The 16,181-nt window shown below is 69.0% G+C and carries 16 protein-coding genes and 1 tRNA gene; 8 read left to right on the forward strand and 9 right to left on the reverse strand.

The window, feature by feature from the left end; translation table 11 throughout:
• Both B9S61_RS29725 and B9S61_RS29730 read right to left on the reverse strand, forming a co-directional pair.
• Window positions 1-956: serine/threonine-protein kinase (locus tag B9S61_RS29725; protein ID WP_146064983.1), on the reverse strand; the 956-nt coding region annotated here is incomplete at its 3' end.
• 161 nt (window positions 957-1,117) lie between these two features.
• On the reverse strand, window positions 1,118-1,666 hold the full coding sequence (locus tag B9S61_RS29730; RefSeq protein WP_103545009.1) for a DNA-binding protein: 549 nt from the start codon (window positions 1,664-1,666) through the stop codon (window positions 1,118-1,120).
• Between the two features lie 181 nt (window positions 1,667-1,847).
• Between B9S61_RS29730 and B9S61_RS29735 the strand changes: the two genes are divergently transcribed.
• Window positions 1,848-1,920 (forward strand) — tRNA-Ala (locus B9S61_RS29735).
• Between the two features lie 119 nt (window positions 1,921-2,039).
• On the opposite strand, the gene B9S61_RS29740 is transcribed toward B9S61_RS29735, so the two are convergent.
• Window positions 2,040-2,735, reverse strand: a complete 696-nt coding sequence (locus B9S61_RS29740; protein ID WP_103545010.1) for a DUF5324 family protein — start codon at window positions 2,733-2,735, stop codon at window positions 2,040-2,042.
• Between the two features lie 339 nt (window positions 2,736-3,074).
• On the opposite strand from B9S61_RS29740, the gene B9S61_RS29745 reads away from it, so the two are divergent.
• A complete protein-coding gene (locus B9S61_RS29745; RefSeq protein ID WP_103545011.1) occupies window positions 3,075-3,602 on the forward strand; it encodes a peptidylprolyl isomerase in 528 nt (175 codons plus the stop codon).
• A 104-nt stretch (window positions 3,603-3,706) separates the two neighbouring features.
• Window positions 3,707-4,594, forward strand: coding sequence for a rhomboid family intramembrane serine protease (locus tag B9S61_RS29750; protein ID WP_103545012.1), 888 nt, complete (start codon window positions 3,707-3,709; stop codon window positions 4,592-4,594).
• 280 nt (window positions 4,595-4,874) lie between these two features.
• On the opposite strand, the gene crgA is transcribed toward B9S61_RS29750, so the two are convergent.
• Window positions 4,875-5,129 carry a cell division protein CrgA gene (gene crgA, locus B9S61_RS29755; RefSeq protein ID WP_103545013.1) on the reverse strand — a complete coding sequence of 85 codons (255 nt, stop codon included), beginning with the start codon at window positions 5,127-5,129 and terminating at the stop codon, window positions 4,875-4,877.
• 141 nt (window positions 5,130-5,270) lie between these two features.
• Here crgA and B9S61_RS29760 point away from each other — a divergent pair, with 141 nt between their 5' ends.
• From B9S61_RS29760 to B9S61_RS29780, 5 genes are all read left to right on the forward strand, one after another.
• Window positions 5,271-6,050, forward strand: a complete 780-nt coding sequence (locus B9S61_RS29760) for a DUF881 domain-containing protein (protein ID WP_103545014.1) — start codon at window positions 5,271-5,273, stop codon at window positions 6,048-6,050.
• A gap of 219 nt (window positions 6,051-6,269) precedes the next feature.
• The gene (locus B9S61_RS29765; protein ID WP_181007601.1) at window positions 6,270-6,431 is read left to right on the forward strand and encodes a hypothetical protein; all 162 of its coding nucleotides are present in this window, start codon (window positions 6,270-6,272) and stop codon (window positions 6,429-6,431) included.
• Window positions 6,428-7,066: an aminodeoxychorismate/anthranilate synthase component II gene (locus B9S61_RS29770; RefSeq protein ID WP_103545016.1), complete on the forward strand. Its 639-nt coding sequence runs from the start codon at window positions 6,428-6,430 to the stop codon at window positions 7,064-7,066. The genes B9S61_RS29765 and B9S61_RS29770 overlap by 4 nt, the downstream gene beginning before the upstream one ends.
• Window positions 7,063-8,217 (forward strand): class E sortase, encoded by a 1,155-nt coding sequence (locus tag B9S61_RS29775; RefSeq protein WP_103545017.1) that lies wholly within the window; start codon window positions 7,063-7,065, stop codon window positions 8,215-8,217. The genes B9S61_RS29770 and B9S61_RS29775 overlap by 4 nt, the downstream gene beginning before the upstream one ends.
• A gap of 13 nt (window positions 8,218-8,230) precedes the next feature.
• Complete coding sequence (locus tag B9S61_RS29780; protein WP_258039916.1) at window positions 8,231-9,004, forward strand: class E sortase; 774 nt, start codon at window positions 8,231-8,233, stop codon at window positions 9,002-9,004.
• Between the two features lie 93 nt (window positions 9,005-9,097).
• Here B9S61_RS29780 and pknB read toward each other — a convergent pair whose 3' ends face one another.
• From pknB to B9S61_RS29805, 5 genes are all read right to left on the reverse strand, one after another.
• On the reverse strand, window positions 9,098-11,098 hold the full coding sequence (pknB, locus tag B9S61_RS29785) for a Stk1 family PASTA domain-containing Ser/Thr kinase (protein ID WP_103545019.1): 2,001 nt from the start codon (window positions 11,096-11,098) through the stop codon (window positions 9,098-9,100).
• Between the two features lie 170 nt (window positions 11,099-11,268).
• Window positions 11,269-12,744 carry a penicillin-binding protein 2 gene (locus B9S61_RS29790; protein WP_103545020.1) on the reverse strand — a complete coding sequence of 492 codons (1,476 nt, stop codon included), beginning with the start codon at window positions 12,742-12,744 and terminating at the stop codon, window positions 11,269-11,271.
• Window positions 12,741-14,189, reverse strand: coding sequence for an FtsW/RodA/SpoVE family cell cycle protein (locus B9S61_RS29795; RefSeq protein WP_103545021.1), 1,449 nt, complete (start codon window positions 14,187-14,189; stop codon window positions 12,741-12,743). Before B9S61_RS29795 ends, B9S61_RS29790 begins: the two co-directional genes overlap by 4 nt.
• Window positions 14,190-14,216: 27 nt before the next feature.
• Entirely contained in the window at window positions 14,217-15,764 is a 1,548-nt protein-coding gene (locus B9S61_RS29800) for a Stp1/IreP family PP2C-type Ser/Thr phosphatase (RefSeq protein WP_103545022.1), read from the reverse strand.
• 141 nt (window positions 15,765-15,905) lie between these two features.
• The coding region (locus tag B9S61_RS29805) for an FHA domain-containing protein (protein WP_146064984.1) at window positions 15,906-16,181 on the reverse strand (276 nt) is incomplete at its 5' end.

Here is a 16,181-nt window from a genome sequence, read left to right on the forward strand (position 1 = left end):
GGGCCCGCCCCGACCCCGTGCCCCCGGCGGGACACGGACGCACCGTCGTCGCCCGGTCGCAGACCCGACGCCCTGGTCAGCGGACCGTCCGCGGCGAAGCCCGGGGGCAGCGGGCCGAGTTGGTCGAAAATCTCGATCAGTTCGTCGTCGGGGCCGGGTTCCGGCAGCAGCTCCGCTGCTGCGGCGAGCGCCTTGCGGGCCCCCGTGGCCGTGCGGAACCGCGCCTGCGGATCCGGTTGGAGCAGCGAGGCCACGACCTGCCACAGCGGCTCCGGGATGCCCTGGGGAGCTCCGGGCGTGCCGTGGTCGGCGAAGTACTGGATGAGGGCCTTGGCGTCCGGTTTGGCGCCCTCCAGCAGATACAGCGCGACGAGGCCCGTGGCGAACAGGTCGGAGGGAAAGTCCGGTTCGGAACCCATCAGCTGCTCCGGCGCGAGATAACCCGGCGTCCCCACCACCAGATTGGTCTCGGTCAGCCGGGGTTCGCCCAGCCGCATCGCGATGCCGAAGTCGGACAGCCGCAGCCGTGGCCTGCCCGTACCGGTGGCCTCCAGGAGCACGTTGGCGGGTTTGACGTCGCGGTGCACGACGTCTTCCGCGTGCACCGCGGCCAGCCCCGCCAGTAACTGGTCGAGCAGGGTGCAGACGAACGCCGGCGGCAGCGGTCCGTAGTCACCGACCAGATGGACCAGGGAACCTCCGGCGACCAGATCCATGGTGAACAGGACCTTGTCGTCGTCGGCGGCCCAGCTGGTGGGAGCGAGGACATGGGGGTGATCGATCCGCAGGGCCTGCTCGCGGACGAACCGGAGCAGTGAATGGGCGTCGCTCTGCAGCAGGACCTTGGCAGCCACATAACGGCGGCGGCGGTGGTCCCAGGCGCGCCAGACGGCGCCGACGCCCCCGCGTCCGATCGGATCGACCAGTTCGTACCGGCCGGCGAAGACCTCACCCATGGCTGTACGTCGCTCCTCCCCCTGCGGTGTCCCCCTGACCCTCCCCCTTGACGGGCGGTACGACTCCCCCGGCGCCCCCCGTGAACCAGGCACCCCCGGGGCCTCGGTTTTCCCGGGCGGCTCCAGCGGCCGGGCCGTCCCCCCGGCCGCCGGACAGGAGATCAGTTCTGGTGGGACTGGTAGTGGGTGACCGCGTCGGACGTGCGGCCGGCGCCGTAGACCCGCAGGAACTCGGCCAGTTCGGGATGGGTGGGAGCGAGAGTGTCGGCGGCCTCGATGATGTCACCGGCGGCCGCCACCGAGCGCAGCAGGGACTGGATCTCGCGGACCACCCGCTTGACCGTGGGAGCCCCCGAACTGCTCGTGGTCTGCGTGGTGTTGCTGAGCACCGAGCCCCCCTGCGACTTCTTGATCTCCTCCATGCGCTCGGTTGCCTCGGCCGCGCTGACGCTGCCGTCGGCGACCTGCCCCGCCAGGTCCTGCAGCAGCTGCACCCGCTGGACCACCGCGGGATTCCCGATCTTCGCCCGCTGGCCGCTCATCAGCTGCGACAGCATCGGCGCGGACAGTCCCAGGACCCCCGCCAGACGAGCCTGATTGAGGCCCAGGTCGTCTATGAGCCTGCGGAAGAGCGCCCCCAGCGGCTCCCCATACCAATTCCGCTGCAGTTCCCGCGCTCTGGCGGTGGCTTCCTGCTGTGCGGCGTCCATTGCGTCTCCCCATCGCTTCCCCATGAACCCGTGGTTCGCTGTAGCGAACCACGTCGAGCATCTTACGGAGAGCGGTCGGTCACGGGGACCCCCAATCTTTTTGCGGAACCACCGGGGGGACCCGGTACTCTTGTTCCGGGCGCCCGCCGAGAAGTGTTCTTCCAGGTGGACGCTTTCCTTCGGGGCCTTAGCTCAGTTGGTAGAGCGCTGTCTTTGCATGGCAGATGTCAGGGGTTCGACTCCCCTAGGCTCCACCGAAAGGACCCCTCCCACCTGCGGAAACATGGTGGGAGGGGTCCTGTTTCACGTGAAACGGCGCGGTGGGCAGAACACGTGAGTGTTCTGCCCACCGCGCCGTCGGCGGTCCTGCCGGTCAGGTCTCGTCGCGCCTGGCGGCTTCCTCCGCCTCCTTGGCCTCGACCTCCGGGTCGAGTGCGCCCAGATCGCTGCCGTCCACGGACGTCAGCCTGGCCGAGTCCGACACATCCGTCGCGGCCGGCGGTTCCACCAGCCAGTCGGGGTTGGCCTGCTTGTCCCACCACTTCCAGGCGGCGAAGGCGCCCCCTGCGACGGCGCCCAGGATCAGCGCCATCCTCGCGGCACGGCCGGCCCGCGCCCGCCGCTGCTGCTTGCGGACGAGCTTCTGGATCTGTTCGGCCGACACCTGGCCCCGCAGTGCGGCCAGCGCGGCCGCACTGCGGGCCGCGGCCTCCTCCCTCGCGGGGCCGGCGGCGGCCATCGCCTGCTCGATCACCGGCCGGGAGTAGTCCGTCGCCTGCCGGGCGGCCGTGCGGGTGCGGACGGCCGCCTGGTGGGCGGCCTGGTCGACCTTCGGCGGTACATGCGTCCGGGCCTGTTCCAGGTAGGGCTGCACATGGGCGCCGTACTGGACGCGGGCTTGTCCGGCGGCCTGCGTCACCTTGGGCGCCAGCCGTACGCGAGCCTCCTGTGCGTAGTGCGCGGCCCTGACCTTGGCCGTGTCGGCGTAGGGCGCCACCGCTTCCGCGGCGTGCAGCACGCTGTCCTTCGCCGAACCGGTCGCGGCGCGCACGCTGTCGATGCGGGTCACGGGTTCCTCCTCCTCGGTGGCGTACGGTATTTCGACTTTCCACCCTTTTACGGATCATGCCTGCCGGTTCGCTCTGAGGCATGTGCGGACGGGCATACGGGTGCCGGCGGAATCGATCGATTGCGGTATCGAGTGCGATAGCGGATGAATCCGGTGCAACGGGAGCTTGCGGTCGACCATGCCACGGATCGTCTCCGTGCGCCCCCGCCGCGGGAGGAGCGGGTCTGTTTTCCGCGTGCGGAACGGCCCGGTTGCCGGTCTGTCGTCGGAGGCCGGGCGACTGGGCGCCCCGTCCGTGCGAGGATCAGGGCGTCACGGAAAGACAACGGAAGGCACATCGTGGCTGAGCAGCTCCACGCCACCCTGAAGACCAATCACGGCGACATCGAGGTCCGGCTCTTCCCGAACCATGCGCCGATCACGGTCAAGAACTTCGTCGAGCTCGCCAAGGGCGAGCGGGAGTGGACCCACCCCCAGACCGGTAAGAAGACCACGGACAAGCTCTACGACGGCACGGTCTTCCACCGGGTGATCAGCGGTTTCATGATCCAGGGCGGAGACCCGCTGGGTAACGGCACCGGTGGCCCCGGCTACCAGTTCGAGGATGAGTTCCACCCGGACCTGCGCTTCGACAAGCCCTACCTGCTGGCGATGGCCAACGCGGGACCGGGAACGAACGGCTCGCAGTTCTTCGTCACCGTCTCCCCGACGGCGTGGCTGAACCGCAAGCACACCATCTTCGGTGAGGTCGCCGACGCCGCGAGCCAGAAGGTCATCGACACCATCGCGGCCATGCAGACCAACCCGCGCACCGACCGTCCGCTGAAGGACGTGGTGATCGAGTCGGTCGAGATCCGCGAGGGCTGAGCACCTCGTCCCCGGAGTGCGAAAGCCTTCGAAGGGAACCAATCGCCCCGCTCATCCGTAAGGATGGGCGGGGCGGGGCTTTTCCACACCACCTAGGGGATCCCATGGACGACCAGGCTGCCGGAAGCGCGCAGGACGCCCAGCACGCTCCTGTCTGCTATCGCCACCCGGACCGTGAGACCGGTGTCCGCTGCACCCGGTGCGAGCGGCCGATCTGCCCGGAGTGCATGGTCGACGCCTCGGTCGGATTCCAGTGCCCGGAGTGCGTCCGCGGAGGTTCGGGCACGGGGCACTCGCCCTCGGCCTCCATGCCCCGCACCCTCGCGGGCGGAACGGTCGCCGCCGACCCCCGGCTGCTGACCAAGATCCTCCTCGCGATCAACGTCGCGGTGTTCATCGCCGTGCAGATCCGGTCGCCCCTGGCCCGCGACCTGTGGCTGATCGGTGAGTGGCCGCCGGCGCCGTACATCCCGACCGAGGGAGTGGCGACGGGCGAGTGGTACCGCCTGTTCACCTCGATGTTCGCGCACGAGGAGATCTGGCACATCGGGTTCAACATGCTGGGTCTGTGGTGGCTCGGCGGACCGCTGGAGGAGGCCCTCGGCCGGGCTCGTTATCTCGCCCTCTATCTGGTCTCGGGTCTGGCGGGCAGCGCGCTGACGTATCTGCTGGCCGCGGGGACCACGGCGTCGCTCGGTGCGTCCGGTGCCATCTTCGGGCTGTTCGGCGCGACCGCCGTACTCATGCGCCGGCTCCAGTACGACATGCGGCCGATCATCGCCCTGCTGGTGATCAACCTGATCTTCACTTTCGGCTGGAAGAACATCGCCTGGGAGGCGCACATCGGGGGACTCGTCGCCGGTGTGGTGATCGGGTACGCGATGGTCCATGCGCCGCGGGAACGGCGGGCGCTGGTGCAGTACGGAACCTGTGCGCTGGTGCTGGCCGTGATCCTCGTGATGATCCTGCTGAGGACCGCGCAGCTTACCTGAGCGCCACGGTTGTCCACAGACGGTGGCGGATCTTGTGCATAGGGTGCGGGACGCTCTCCGGCACGGTTGTTCGCCTCGCATTGATGCAGGTCAGGCGGCATGCGAACACGCATTCGGTTGCCGGTATTTCTGTCACACCGGCGTCAACCCTCAGCGGGTTATCCACAGATCGAGTTTCCTGTCCACATGTGGACAACGCCTGTGGATAACTCAGGGGATAACCCTGCCCAGAGCTGAGGGGCGGCTCCGGGGCAGGGCGGCACTCACCGTGCGGTGAGCGCTACTTCCACTGGGTCGAGACGCCGAATCCGGCGGCGATGAACCCGAAGCCCACCACGATGTTCCAGTTGCCCAGAGCGTCGATGGGAAGCGAGCCGTCGGTGACATAGAAGACGACGATCCAGGCCAGGCCGATGAGGAACAGGGCCAGCATCACCGGGGCGACCCAGGAACGGTTCGTCAGCTTGAGCGCGGTCGTCTGCTTGGCCGGCGGCGGCGTGTAGTCGGCCTTCTTGCGGATACGTGACTTCGGCACGAGGGTCTCTCCTGTCGATGCGCTGCGTGGCCGCGCAGGGAACTGGGTCGGGCTCGGAGCAGCGTACAAGGGGACTCTGAGCGCTCTCCCGGGCGTCCGTTAGCGTAGTGCTTCCGCGGCGCCGAAGGAGATAAGGGTACGTTGAGCAATTCTGCCGACTTCCCCGGACCGGAATCCAGTCCTGCCCGCCGGCGCCGCTTCCGGCCCGTGCGGATCCTCACCGCGGGCGTCTTCGCCCTGGCGGGGCTCCTCTTCTTCATCAGCTTCGACACGGCCAAGGGCACCAACCTCCGTACCGACGCCTCGCTGCTGAAGCTCTCCGACCTGATCCACGAGCGCAGCCTCAAGAACGGCGAGCTCGACGAGTCCAACGGCGCGTTGCGCGAGGACATCGAGTCCCTCGCCGAGCGTGACGACGGCAGCACCGAGGCGGAGGACCACAAGCTCGCCGCCCTGGAGGAGCGGGCCGGCACGCAGAAGCTCAAGGGTGAGGCGGTCACGGTCACCCTGAACGACGCCCCGCCGGACGCCACCGCCAAGCTCCCCGGCTACCCCGAGCCGCAGCCCGACTATCTGGTCATCCACCAGCAGGACCTCCAGGCCGTGGTCAACGCCATGTGGCAGGGCGGCGCCGAGGGCATCAAGGTCATGGACCAGCGGCTGATCTCCACCAGCGCGGTGCGCTGCGTGGGAAACACCCTGATCCTCCAGGGGCGCGTCTACTCACCCCCGTACAAGATCACCGCGGTCGGAGACCCGGAGAAGCTGAGGAAGGCGCTCTCGGAGGCACCGGCGATCCAGAACTACATGGTGTACGTCAATGTCTACGGGCTCGGCTGGAAGGTCGAGGACGAGGGCACGGTGACGCTGCCCGGCTACGCGGGCACGGTCGACCTGCACCACGCGAAGCCCGTGGAGTAGCGGCCGTTTCCGGGCGGCCGGCTCCTTGCCGATGTTTCACGTGGAACATGCCCGGAGATCGAGGCGATGGGCTCCGCGCCGCGTACATGTGGGTACACACGGTCGGGCCCCGTCCGGACGTCACGCAGCCTCTGGAGGCCGGGAAATCGGAGGGGTTGCGCCGTTAGTCTGTTGGCGTACGGCGTGGGTCTGGTGCCGTGGTACGACGGAAGGGACGGCATGTACAGCTGGATCTGGCGGCATCTGCCGGGCAATGGACTGGTGCGGGCACTCATCTCACTGGTGCTGGTCACCGCCGTGGTCTACGTCCTCTTCCAGTACGTCTTTCCGTGGGCCGAGCCGCTGCTGCCCTTCAACGATGTGACGGTGGACAACCAGTGAGCGCGCGCATTCTCGTCGTCGACAACTACGACAGCTTCGTCTTCAACCTGGTCCAGTACCTGTACCAGCTGGGCGCCGAGTGCGAGGTCCTGCGCAACGACGAGGTGTCGACGGAGCACGCCCAGGACCGGTTCGACGGGGTGCTGCTGTCGCCCGGCCCCGGGACTCCCGAGGAGGCCGGCGTCTGCGTGGACATGGTGCGGCACTGCGCGTCCACCGGGGTGCCGGTCTTCGGTGTCTGTCTCGGCATGCAGTCGATGCAGGTGGCGTACGGCGGGGTGGTGGACCGCGCGCCCGAGTTGCTGCACGGCAAGACCTCACCGGTGGTGCACGAGGGCAAGGGCGTCTTCGCCGGTCTGCCCTCCCCTTTCACGGCGACCCGGTACCACTCACTGGCCGCCGAGCCGGCCACCGTACCCGCGGAGCTGGAGGTCACGGCCCGGACGGCGGACGGCACGGTGATGGGACTGAGGCACCGTGAACTGCCCGTCGAGGGGGTGCAGTTCCACCCCGAGTCGGTGCTGACCGAGCACGGTCACCGGATGCTGGCCAACTGGCTGGCGGAGTGCGGGGACGACGGAGCGGTGGCGAGATCGACGGGGCTCGCCCCGGTGGTGGGCAGGTCCACGGCGTGACCGCGCTGCGCCCCGAGCGCGAGTCCGGCGCCTACGGCGCCGGCGACCAGGGCACCCCGTACGGCGGGCAGCCGTACGGGGCGCCGGGTGCGTACGGGGACGGCTGGTACGACAGCACGGCGGCGCCCGGCCCTCAGGGAGGCGCCCCCGGCGGCGCGGCGGCACCCGGCTCCTACGGGGACGCTTCCGACAGCACCACGTATCTGCCGCCGGTCGACGAGGAGACCGTGGCGCTGCGCATCCCCGAGCCACCGCCGGTGCGTGCGCCGCGTGAGGAATCCGCGTCGCCGGCGGACGGCGGGCGGGCGGCGCGCAGGAAGGCCGCCAGGAAGCGTCAGGGGCGGCGTGGGGGCTCGCACAAGGCGGCGGAGGGCTCCGGGGCCGCCGAAGGCCGCGAGGGCCCGTCAGGGGCCTCCGGGAGCGCTTCCCCGGCGCCGCTGTCCCGGGTGGAGGCGCGGCGGCAGGCGCGGGCCCGCAAGGCGAGCCCCGCGGTCGTCGCGAGCCGGGCCATCGGCGAGGTGTTCATCACCTGCGGTGTGCTGATGCTGCTGTTCGTCACCTACCAGCTGTGGTGGACGAACATCCGGGCGCAGGCACAGGCCGGCCAGGAGGCCAGCGATCTCCAGAAGGACTGGGCGAACGGCGAACGCAAGCCCGGGGCGTTCGAGCCGGGCCAGGGCTTCGCGCTGCTGCACATTCCCAAGCTGGACGTGGTGGTGCCGATCGCGGAGGGCATCAACAGCAAGAAGGTGCTCGACCGGGGCATGGTGGGCCACTACGCGGAGGGCGCGCTGAAGACGGCGATGCCGGACGCGAAGGCCGGCAACTTCGGGCTCGCCGGGCACCGGAACACGCACGGGGAGCCGTTCCGGTACATCAACCGGCTGGAGCCGGGCGACCCGATCGTCGTGGAGACGCAGGGCGAGTACTTCGTCTACACGATGGCGTCCGTACTGCCGGTGACCTCGCCGAGCAATGTGAGCGTCCTCGATCCGGTCCCCAAGGGATCGGGTTTCGCCGGGCCGGGCCGCTACATCACGCTGACCACGTGCACTCCGGAGTTCACCAGCAAGTACCGCTTGATCGTCTGGGGCAAGATGGTCGAGGAACGGCCGCGCAGCAAGGGCAAGCCGGATGCGCTCGTCAGTTAAGGGCAGAGGAAACGTGGCAGCGACCGCCGACGACACCGCACAGCAGACCGACCCGCCCGCGTCCTCGCCGCCGCGGGGACGCCGTCGCCGTTTGGGGCCGGTGGCGATGGTGGTCAGCTTCTTCGGGGAACTCCTCATCACCGCGGGCCTGGTGCTCGGCCTGTTCGTCGCCTACTCGCTGTGGTGGACGAACGTCGTCGCCGACCGTGCGGCGGACAAGCAGGCGGACAAGGTCCGTGACTCCTGGGAACAGGGGCCGGGCGGCGGCGCCGGCGCGGGCGGCGGTCCGGCCTCCTACGACAGCAGGAACGGCATCGGCTTCCTGCACGTGCCCGCCATGACCGGTGACGAGATCCTCGTCGAGAAGGGCACCTCGATGAAGGTGCTCAACGACGGTGTCGCCGGCTACTACACCGACCCCGTGAAGGCGGCCCTGCCGACCTCCGGCAAGAAGGGCAACTTCTCCCTCGCGGCCCACCGGGACGGCCACGGCGCGAAGTTCCACGGCATCCACAAGATCGGGAAGGGCGACCCGATCGTCTTCGAGACGAAGGACAAGTGGTACGTCTACAAGACCTACGCGATCCTTCCCGAGACCTCGAAGTACAACGTCGACGTCCTCGGGAAGATCCCGGAGGAGTCCGGCAAGAAGAAGGCCGGCCACTACATCACGCTGACGACCTGCACGCCGGTGTACACCAGCAAGTACCGCTACGTCGTCTGGGGCGAACTGGTCCGCACCGAGAAGGTGGACGAGAACCGGACACCGCCCGCGGAACTGCGCTGACGCGACGCGGGACATCCCGCACAGGCAGGAGCCCCGGTCCTCTCCGAGAAGAGGGCCGGGGCTCCTGCCGTGTGCCGTACGGGGTCCCGCGGGTCAGTCCCGGCCGCCGGTGGAGCCGCCGAAGATGCCGCCGTCGTTCCCTCCGTTGTTGCCTCCCTGGTCCACGGTGACCAGGTCGACCGGGGAGCCCTTGTCGACCGGGTTGCCCTGGCCCGGGTTGGAGGCGATGACACGGGAGTTCGGGTCCTGCGACGGACCGACGTTGCCGACCGCGAGCCCGGCCTCCTGCAGCATCCTCTGGGCGTCTTTGAGGGTCTGGCCGCTGACGTTCGGCACGGCGACCTTCTCGTTCTGCTTGGCCTTGCCGATGACGATCGTCACCTGGGAGTTCTTGTCGACCTGGGTGTTCGCTCCCGGGGTGGTGCGGATGACCTTGCCGACCAGGTTCGGGTCGTCGGTCTCCTCGTCGGTGCAGTTGCCCGCGAGGTCGTTCGCCGCCATCTGCGCCTTGGCCGCGTCACAGGACTGGTTGGTGACGTCCGGGACCGTGGACTTGGCCTCCTCCTTGGCGACGGTGAGGGTGATGGTGGTGCCCTTCTCCACCTCTTCGCCGAGGCCCGGGTTCTGCTCGAGGACGGTGCCCGGCTCCTGGGCGTCCACCTTCTCCTCGACCTCGACGACGAACTCGTACTTCTCGCCCTCGAGTTCGGCCTTGGCGTCCTCGACCTTGTCGCCGACGACGCTCGGCACCGCCACCTTGGGCGCCCCCGTGGAGACCACCAGGTCGATGGTGGACTCCTTGTCGACCTTCGTGCCGGCCGTCACACTCTGCGAGCAGATCTTCCCCGCGGTCTGGTCCTCGCAGGGCTTCTCTTCGAAGCTGAGTTTGAGATCGGCGTTGACGGCGAGCTGTTCGGCGCTCGCCTTCGTCTCACCGATGAAGCTCGGGGCCGCGACGATGCCGTTGCCCACGCCGCCGCTGCCGCTGATGGCCCAGCGGCCGATCAGGATCGCGCCGACGAGGACCAGGACGCCCGCCACGACCAGCAATATCGTCGAGGTGTTGTTCTTCTTCGGCTGGCGGCGCCGGCTCTGGCGGTCGTCGTAGCCGTAGCCGCCGTCGTCGGGGTTCATGGGCGGCAGCATCGAGGTCGCCGCACCGGGGTCCGCGCCCTGGCGCGGGGCCGTCGTCGGCTGGTCGTCCGGGTAGCCGCCGTAGCCGACCGCGCCCATGGCCGCGGTCGCCCCGACGGGCTGGCCGTCGAGGCAGGCCTCGATGTCGGCGCGCATCTCGTCGGCCGACTGGTACCGGTAGTCGGGGTCCTTGACCAGCGCCTTCAGCACGATCGCGTCCATCTCGGGCGTGATCTCGGGGTCGAAGACGCTCGGCGGCTGAGGTTCCTCGCGGACGTGCTGGTAGGCGACCGCGACCGGGGAGTCGCCCACGAAGGGCGGGCGGACGGTCAGCAGCTCGTACAGCAGACAGCCGGCGGAGTACAGGTCGGAACGCGCGTCGACCTGCTCGCCCTTGGCCTGCTCCGGCGAGAGGTACTGCGCGGTCCCGATGACGGCCGAGGTCTGCGTCATCGTCATGCCGGAGTCGCCCATCGCGCGGGCGATACCGAAGTCCATGACCTTGACCTGGCCGTTGCGGGTCAGCATGACGTTGGCGGGCTTGATGTCACGGTGGACGATGCCGGCCCGGTGGGAGTACTCCAGCGCCTGGAGGATGCCGATGGTCATCTCCAGCGTCCGCTCCGGCAGCAGTTTGCGGCCGCTGTGCAGGAGCTCACGGAGCGTGGAGCCGTCGACGTACTCCATGACGATGTACGGGATGGAGACCCCGTCGATGTAGTCCTCGCCCGTGTCGTAGACCGCCACGATCGCGGGATGGTTGAGCGAGGCGGCCGACTGGGCCTCCCGGCGGAACCGGGCCTGGAAGGACGGGTCGCGCGCGAGGTCCGCGCGCAGCGTCTTCACCGCCACGGTGCGGCCGAGACGGGTGTCATGGGCGAGGTAGACCTCCGCCATGCCGCCGCGGCCGAGCACATGGCCCAGTTCGTACCGGCCGCCGAGGCGACGCGGCTCTTCCATAGCTACCTACCAGCCCTCTCCGTCGATCCCGGGCGGCACATCTCGTGCCGCCGGAGGCTGCCGTCCGGGCATACCGTACCCGGCTCGCTTTGTGTGACCTGGCCAAGTGAGTCAGCCGATACAGGACCGGTACCGCAACGTGCACCGATGTGCAGCGGACGTGACCGGGGTCACTGCTTGCCCTTGACGACCGCCTCCATCACGCTCTTGGCGATGGGGGCCGCGAGGCCACCGCCGGAGATGTCGCCACGCACGGCGTCCTCGTCCTCGATGACGACCGCGACGGCCACGGGCGAGCTGCCGTCGCTGTTCTTGGCGTAGGAGATGAACCACGCGTAGGGGTTCTTGCTGTTGTTCTCACCGTGCTGGGCCGTGCCCGTCTTGCCGCCGACCGTGACGCCGTCGATCTGCGCGTTCTTGCCGGTGCCGTCGTTGACGACCGTCTCCATCATCGACTGGAGGATCTGGGCGTTCTTCGCCGACATCGGCTCGCTCAGCGTCTCCGGGTCGGTCTTCTCGACGGTGTCCAGGCTCGGGGCCTGGAGTTCGTCGACCATGTACGGCTTCATCAGGGTGCCGTTGTTGGCGATGGCGGCGGTGACCATGGCCATCTGCAGCGGGGTGGCGGCGGTGTTGAACTGGCCGATGGAGGAGAGCGCGACCTGCGAGGGCTCCATGTTCTCGGAGAACACGGAGGCGCTGGCGCGGACCGGGACGAACTGCTCCTGGGTGAACCCGAACTTCTTGGCGGTCTCGAGCATCTTGTCGTTGCCGAGGTCGGCACCGGCCTTGCCGAAGACGGTGTTGCAGGACACCCGCAGCGCCTCGCGCAGGGTGGCGTCCTTGCAGGGCAGGTCGCCGTCGTTCTTCAGCTCGGTCGTGGTGCCCGTCATGACCCACGGCAGCGGGGTGTCGGTCTTCTGGTCCGCGTCGTCGACCAGTCCGTGCTCCAGTGCGGCGGCCGCGGTGACGACCTTGAAGGTCGATCCGGGCGGGTAGACCTCGCGCAGCGCGCGGTTGAGCATCGGGTCGTCGGGGTTGTTCTTCTTCTGCAGCTTCTCCCACGCCTTGGTGTCCGTGTCGAGGCTGTTGCCGGCGATCGTGGACGGGTCGTACGACGGGAAGGAGGCCAGGGCGAGGATCTTGCCGGTGGACGGCTCCAGGGCGACGACGGAACCCTTGCCGCCCTGCTTCTTCAGGCCCTCGTAGGCGGCCTTCTGCGCGGCGCCGCTGAGGGTGGTGACGACGTTGCCGCCCTCCTTGTTCTTCCCCGTCAGCATGTCGAGCGTGTTGCGGAAGAAGAGCCGGTCGTCGTTGCCGGTGAGGATGCCGTCCTCGATGGACTCCAGCTGGTTGGCGCCGAAGGCCTGGGAGACGAAGCCGGTGACGGGCGCCCACATGGCGCCGTTCTTGTAGGTGCGCTTGTACGCGAAGTCGCCGTTGGTGGCCTTGTGCCCGGTGATGGGCTCGCCGTCGACGATGATGTCGCCGCGTGGTGAGGCGTACCGCTCGATCGCCACGCGGCGGTTGTTCTCGTCGTTGCGCAGTTTGTCGGCCTGGGCGTACTGGATCCAGTTGTTCCGGACGAGCAGGGCGAGGACGAGCAGGCCGCAGAAGATCGCGACCCGGCGCAGGGGCTTGTTCACGGGCGGACCACCTGGGTCATCTCGGCGTCGGGATTGGCGGCGGGAGCGGGTGCCGGGCGGCGGGCGGTGTCGCTGATTCTCAGCAGGATGCCGACCAGCGCCCAGTTGGCGATGACGGAGGAGCCTCCGTACGCCAGGAAGGGCATCGTCATACCGGTCAGCGGGATCAGGCCCATGACGCCGCCGGCGACGACGAAGACCTGGAGCGCGAAGGCGCCGGACAGGCCGATGGCGAGCAGCTTGCCGAACGGGTCACGGGCGGCGAGGGCGGTACGTACGCCACGCTCCACGATCAGCGCGTAGAGCAGGATCAGCGCCATGACGCCGGCCAGGCCGATCTCCTCGCCGAAGGTGGCGAGGATGAAGTCGGAGTTGGCGGCGAAGCCGATGAGGTCGGAGTTGCCCTGGCCCAGGCCCGTGCCGAGGGTGCCGCCGGAGCCGAAGGCCCACAGGGCCTGCATGGCCTGCTCGGAGTGGACGATGCCGTCCTGGACGCCGGCGCGGCTGAGTTCGAACTCGCGCATCGGGTCGAGCCAGGCCTGCACACGCGTCTGGATGTGCGGCTCGAAGCTGGCCACGCCGACAGCGCCGACCGCGGACATCAGCAGGCCGAACACGATCCAGCTGGTCCGCTCGGTGGCGACGTACAGCATGATCACGAACATGCCGAAGAACAGCAGCGAGGTGCCGAGGTCGGTCTCGAAGACCAGGATCAGGATGGAGATGATCCAGACGACGATGATCGGGCCGAGGTCGCGTCCGCGGGGCAGGTAGAGCCCCATGAAGCGGCGGCTGGCGAGGGCCAGCGCGTCGCGTTTGACCATGAGGTAGCCCGCGAAGAAGACCGCGAGGACGATCTTGGCGAACTCGCCCGGCTGCAGGGTGCCGAGACCGGGGATCTTGATCCAGATCTTGGCGCCGAAGACGTTGTGCCCGAGGCCCGGAACCAGCGGCAGGAGCAGCAGGACCAGCGCCCCGGCCATGGAGATGTAGGTGTAGCGCTGCAGGACGCGGTGGTCCTTCAGCAAGAACAGAACGGCGACGAACAGGGCGACACCGAGCGCGGAGTACATCAGCTGACGGGGTGCCGCCTCGACGAACGTGCGGCTCGCCTGCAGCCGGTCCGACTGGTCCAGGCGCCAGATGGCGACCAGACCGAGGCCGTTGAGCAGGGTCGCCAGCGGCAGCAGCAGCGGGTCCGCGTACGGGGCGAACTTGCGTACGGCGAGATGGCCGACGCCCGCCATCAGCCCGAGTCCCAGGCCGTAGCTCAGCAGTCCGGCGGGCACCTGGTCGTCGAGGGCGAGCCCCACGTTGGCGTAGGCGAAGACCGGGATGACGACGGCGAACACCAGCAGGGCGAGCTCGGTGTTGCGCCGGCTGGGTGCGCCGATCGCGCCGATCGTGGACGTGTGCTGCGTCGACGGGTTCGTAGTACTGCTCATCGTGTGACAGGGCCTCTCACGGCTTGCCTACTGCTTACCGCACAGCGAGACGACCTTCTGCTCTTCCTCCGAGAGGCTGGGGCCGGGGCTGGAAGTGGGTGCGGTCGTGGACGGGGGCGTGGAATCATCCGGGGCCTTCGTCGAGCCCGAGGGGGTCGGTGTCGGTGAAGCCTTGGACGTGAAGGAGACGGGTGTGGTTCCCGTGGTGCCTCCGGCCTCGCCCTCGCCGGTCTTCGCGTTCTTCTCGATCTCGGCGGCGCGGCGTTCGGCCTGCTTCTCGCAGGCGGAGGCCTGAACCGCCAGCTCCTCGATCTTCTTCCGCGCGCCGTACAGGTCGCCTTCGGCGATGGTCGCCTCGACCAGCTTCCGCTGGTAGGGCGGCAGGTACTTGAGTTCGATCTCGGGGTGGTCCTTCTCGACCTTCGAGAGCGAGACCCAGGCCAGGTCCTGGCTGATGCCCCGGTAGAGCGCGACGTGCTCGTCCTTGGTGCCGACGTAGTACTGCGTCTGCGTCCAGCGCCAGCCGCCGTACATGGCGCCGCCGATGACGGCGAGCGCGAGCAGGCCGTACACGGACCTCTTGAGCCACCGGCGGTTCCTGGCGGGTTTGACGAAGTCGTCGTCGCCGTAGTCGAAGCCGTCGGTGGGGATGAAGCCGGTGACGTCGCCGCTGCCGGGCGGTCCGAACTCGCCGCCGCCCCCGCCGCCCCCGCCGCGCCGGCGGCCGAGGCCGGAGGCGCGGCCGGCGGGGGTCTGCATGATGCCGTTGTCGTGGAGCTGGTTCTGGTTCTCGGCGACGGCGCCGACCACGACCGGGGTGTCGGAGAGCTGCCCGGCGAGGGTGTCCCCGGTGTCCAGGTCCAGGACGTCGGCGACGATCACGGTGATGTTGTCGGGACCGCCGCCGCGCAGTGCCAGTTCGATCAGGTTCTGGACGGTCTCCTCGGGGCCCTGGTAGCTCGCCAGAGCGTCCTCGAGGGTCTGGTGGGAGACCACGCCGGACAGACCGTCGGAGCAGATCAGGTACCGGTCACCGGCCCGGACCTCGCGGATCGACAGGTCGGGTTCGACGTGTTCGCCGCTGCCGAGGGCCCGCATGAGCAGGGAGCGCTGCGGGTGGGTGGTGGCCTCCTCCTCGGTGATCCGGCCCTCGTCGACCAGACGCTGCACCCAGGTGTGGTCCTGGGTGATCTGGGTGAGGACGCCGTCACGCAGGAGGTAGGCGCGGGAGTCGCCGACGTGCACCATGCCGAGGCGCTGGCCGGTCCACAGCAGGGCGGTCAGGGTGGTGCCCATGCCCTCGAGCTGGGGATCCTCCTCGACCATCATGCGCAGCTGGTCGTTGGCCCGCTGGACGGCCGTGCCGAGGGAGGTCAGCAGGTCGGAGCCGGGGACGTCGTCGTCGAGCGCGACGATGGTGGAGATCGCCTCGGAGGAGGCGACCTCACCGGCCGCGGCGCCGCCCATGCCGTCGGCGATGGCGAGCAGGCGGGGACCGGCGTAACCGGAGTCCTCGTTGCCCTCCCGGATCATCCCCTTGTGCGATCCGGCGGCGAAGCGCAGTGACAGACTCATGCGCACCTCGCCCGTCGGCTCCGGGTACAGCCGGTCGTGTCGAGCCACACTGCCCACCCTCCGGTCGGGAGCGCGCCGGGGCCCTGGGTGGGGACCCCCACTGCGTGCTCGCTCCGCTCGCGCTCATTCATTGGTGTAGCACTACTTCCGCAGCTCGATGACGGTCTTGCCGATGCGGATCGGTGCGCCCAGCGAAATCGGTGTGGGGGTCGTCAGCCGGGTCCGGTCCAGGTAGGTGCCGTTGGTGGAGCCCAGGTCCTCGACGATCCACTGGCCGTCGCGGTCCGGGTAGATCCTGGCATGGCGGCTGGAGGCGTAGTCGTCGTCCAGCACGATCGTGCTGTCGTGCGCCCGGCCCAGGGTGATGGTCTGGCCCTGGAGGGCGACGGTGGTGCCGGTGAGGGTGCCCTCGGACAC

Source organism: Streptomyces sp. SM1 (assembly GCF_002910825.1).
Taxonomy (GTDB): domain Bacteria; phylum Actinomycetota; class Actinomycetes; order Streptomycetales; family Streptomycetaceae; genus Streptomyces; species Streptomyces okerensis.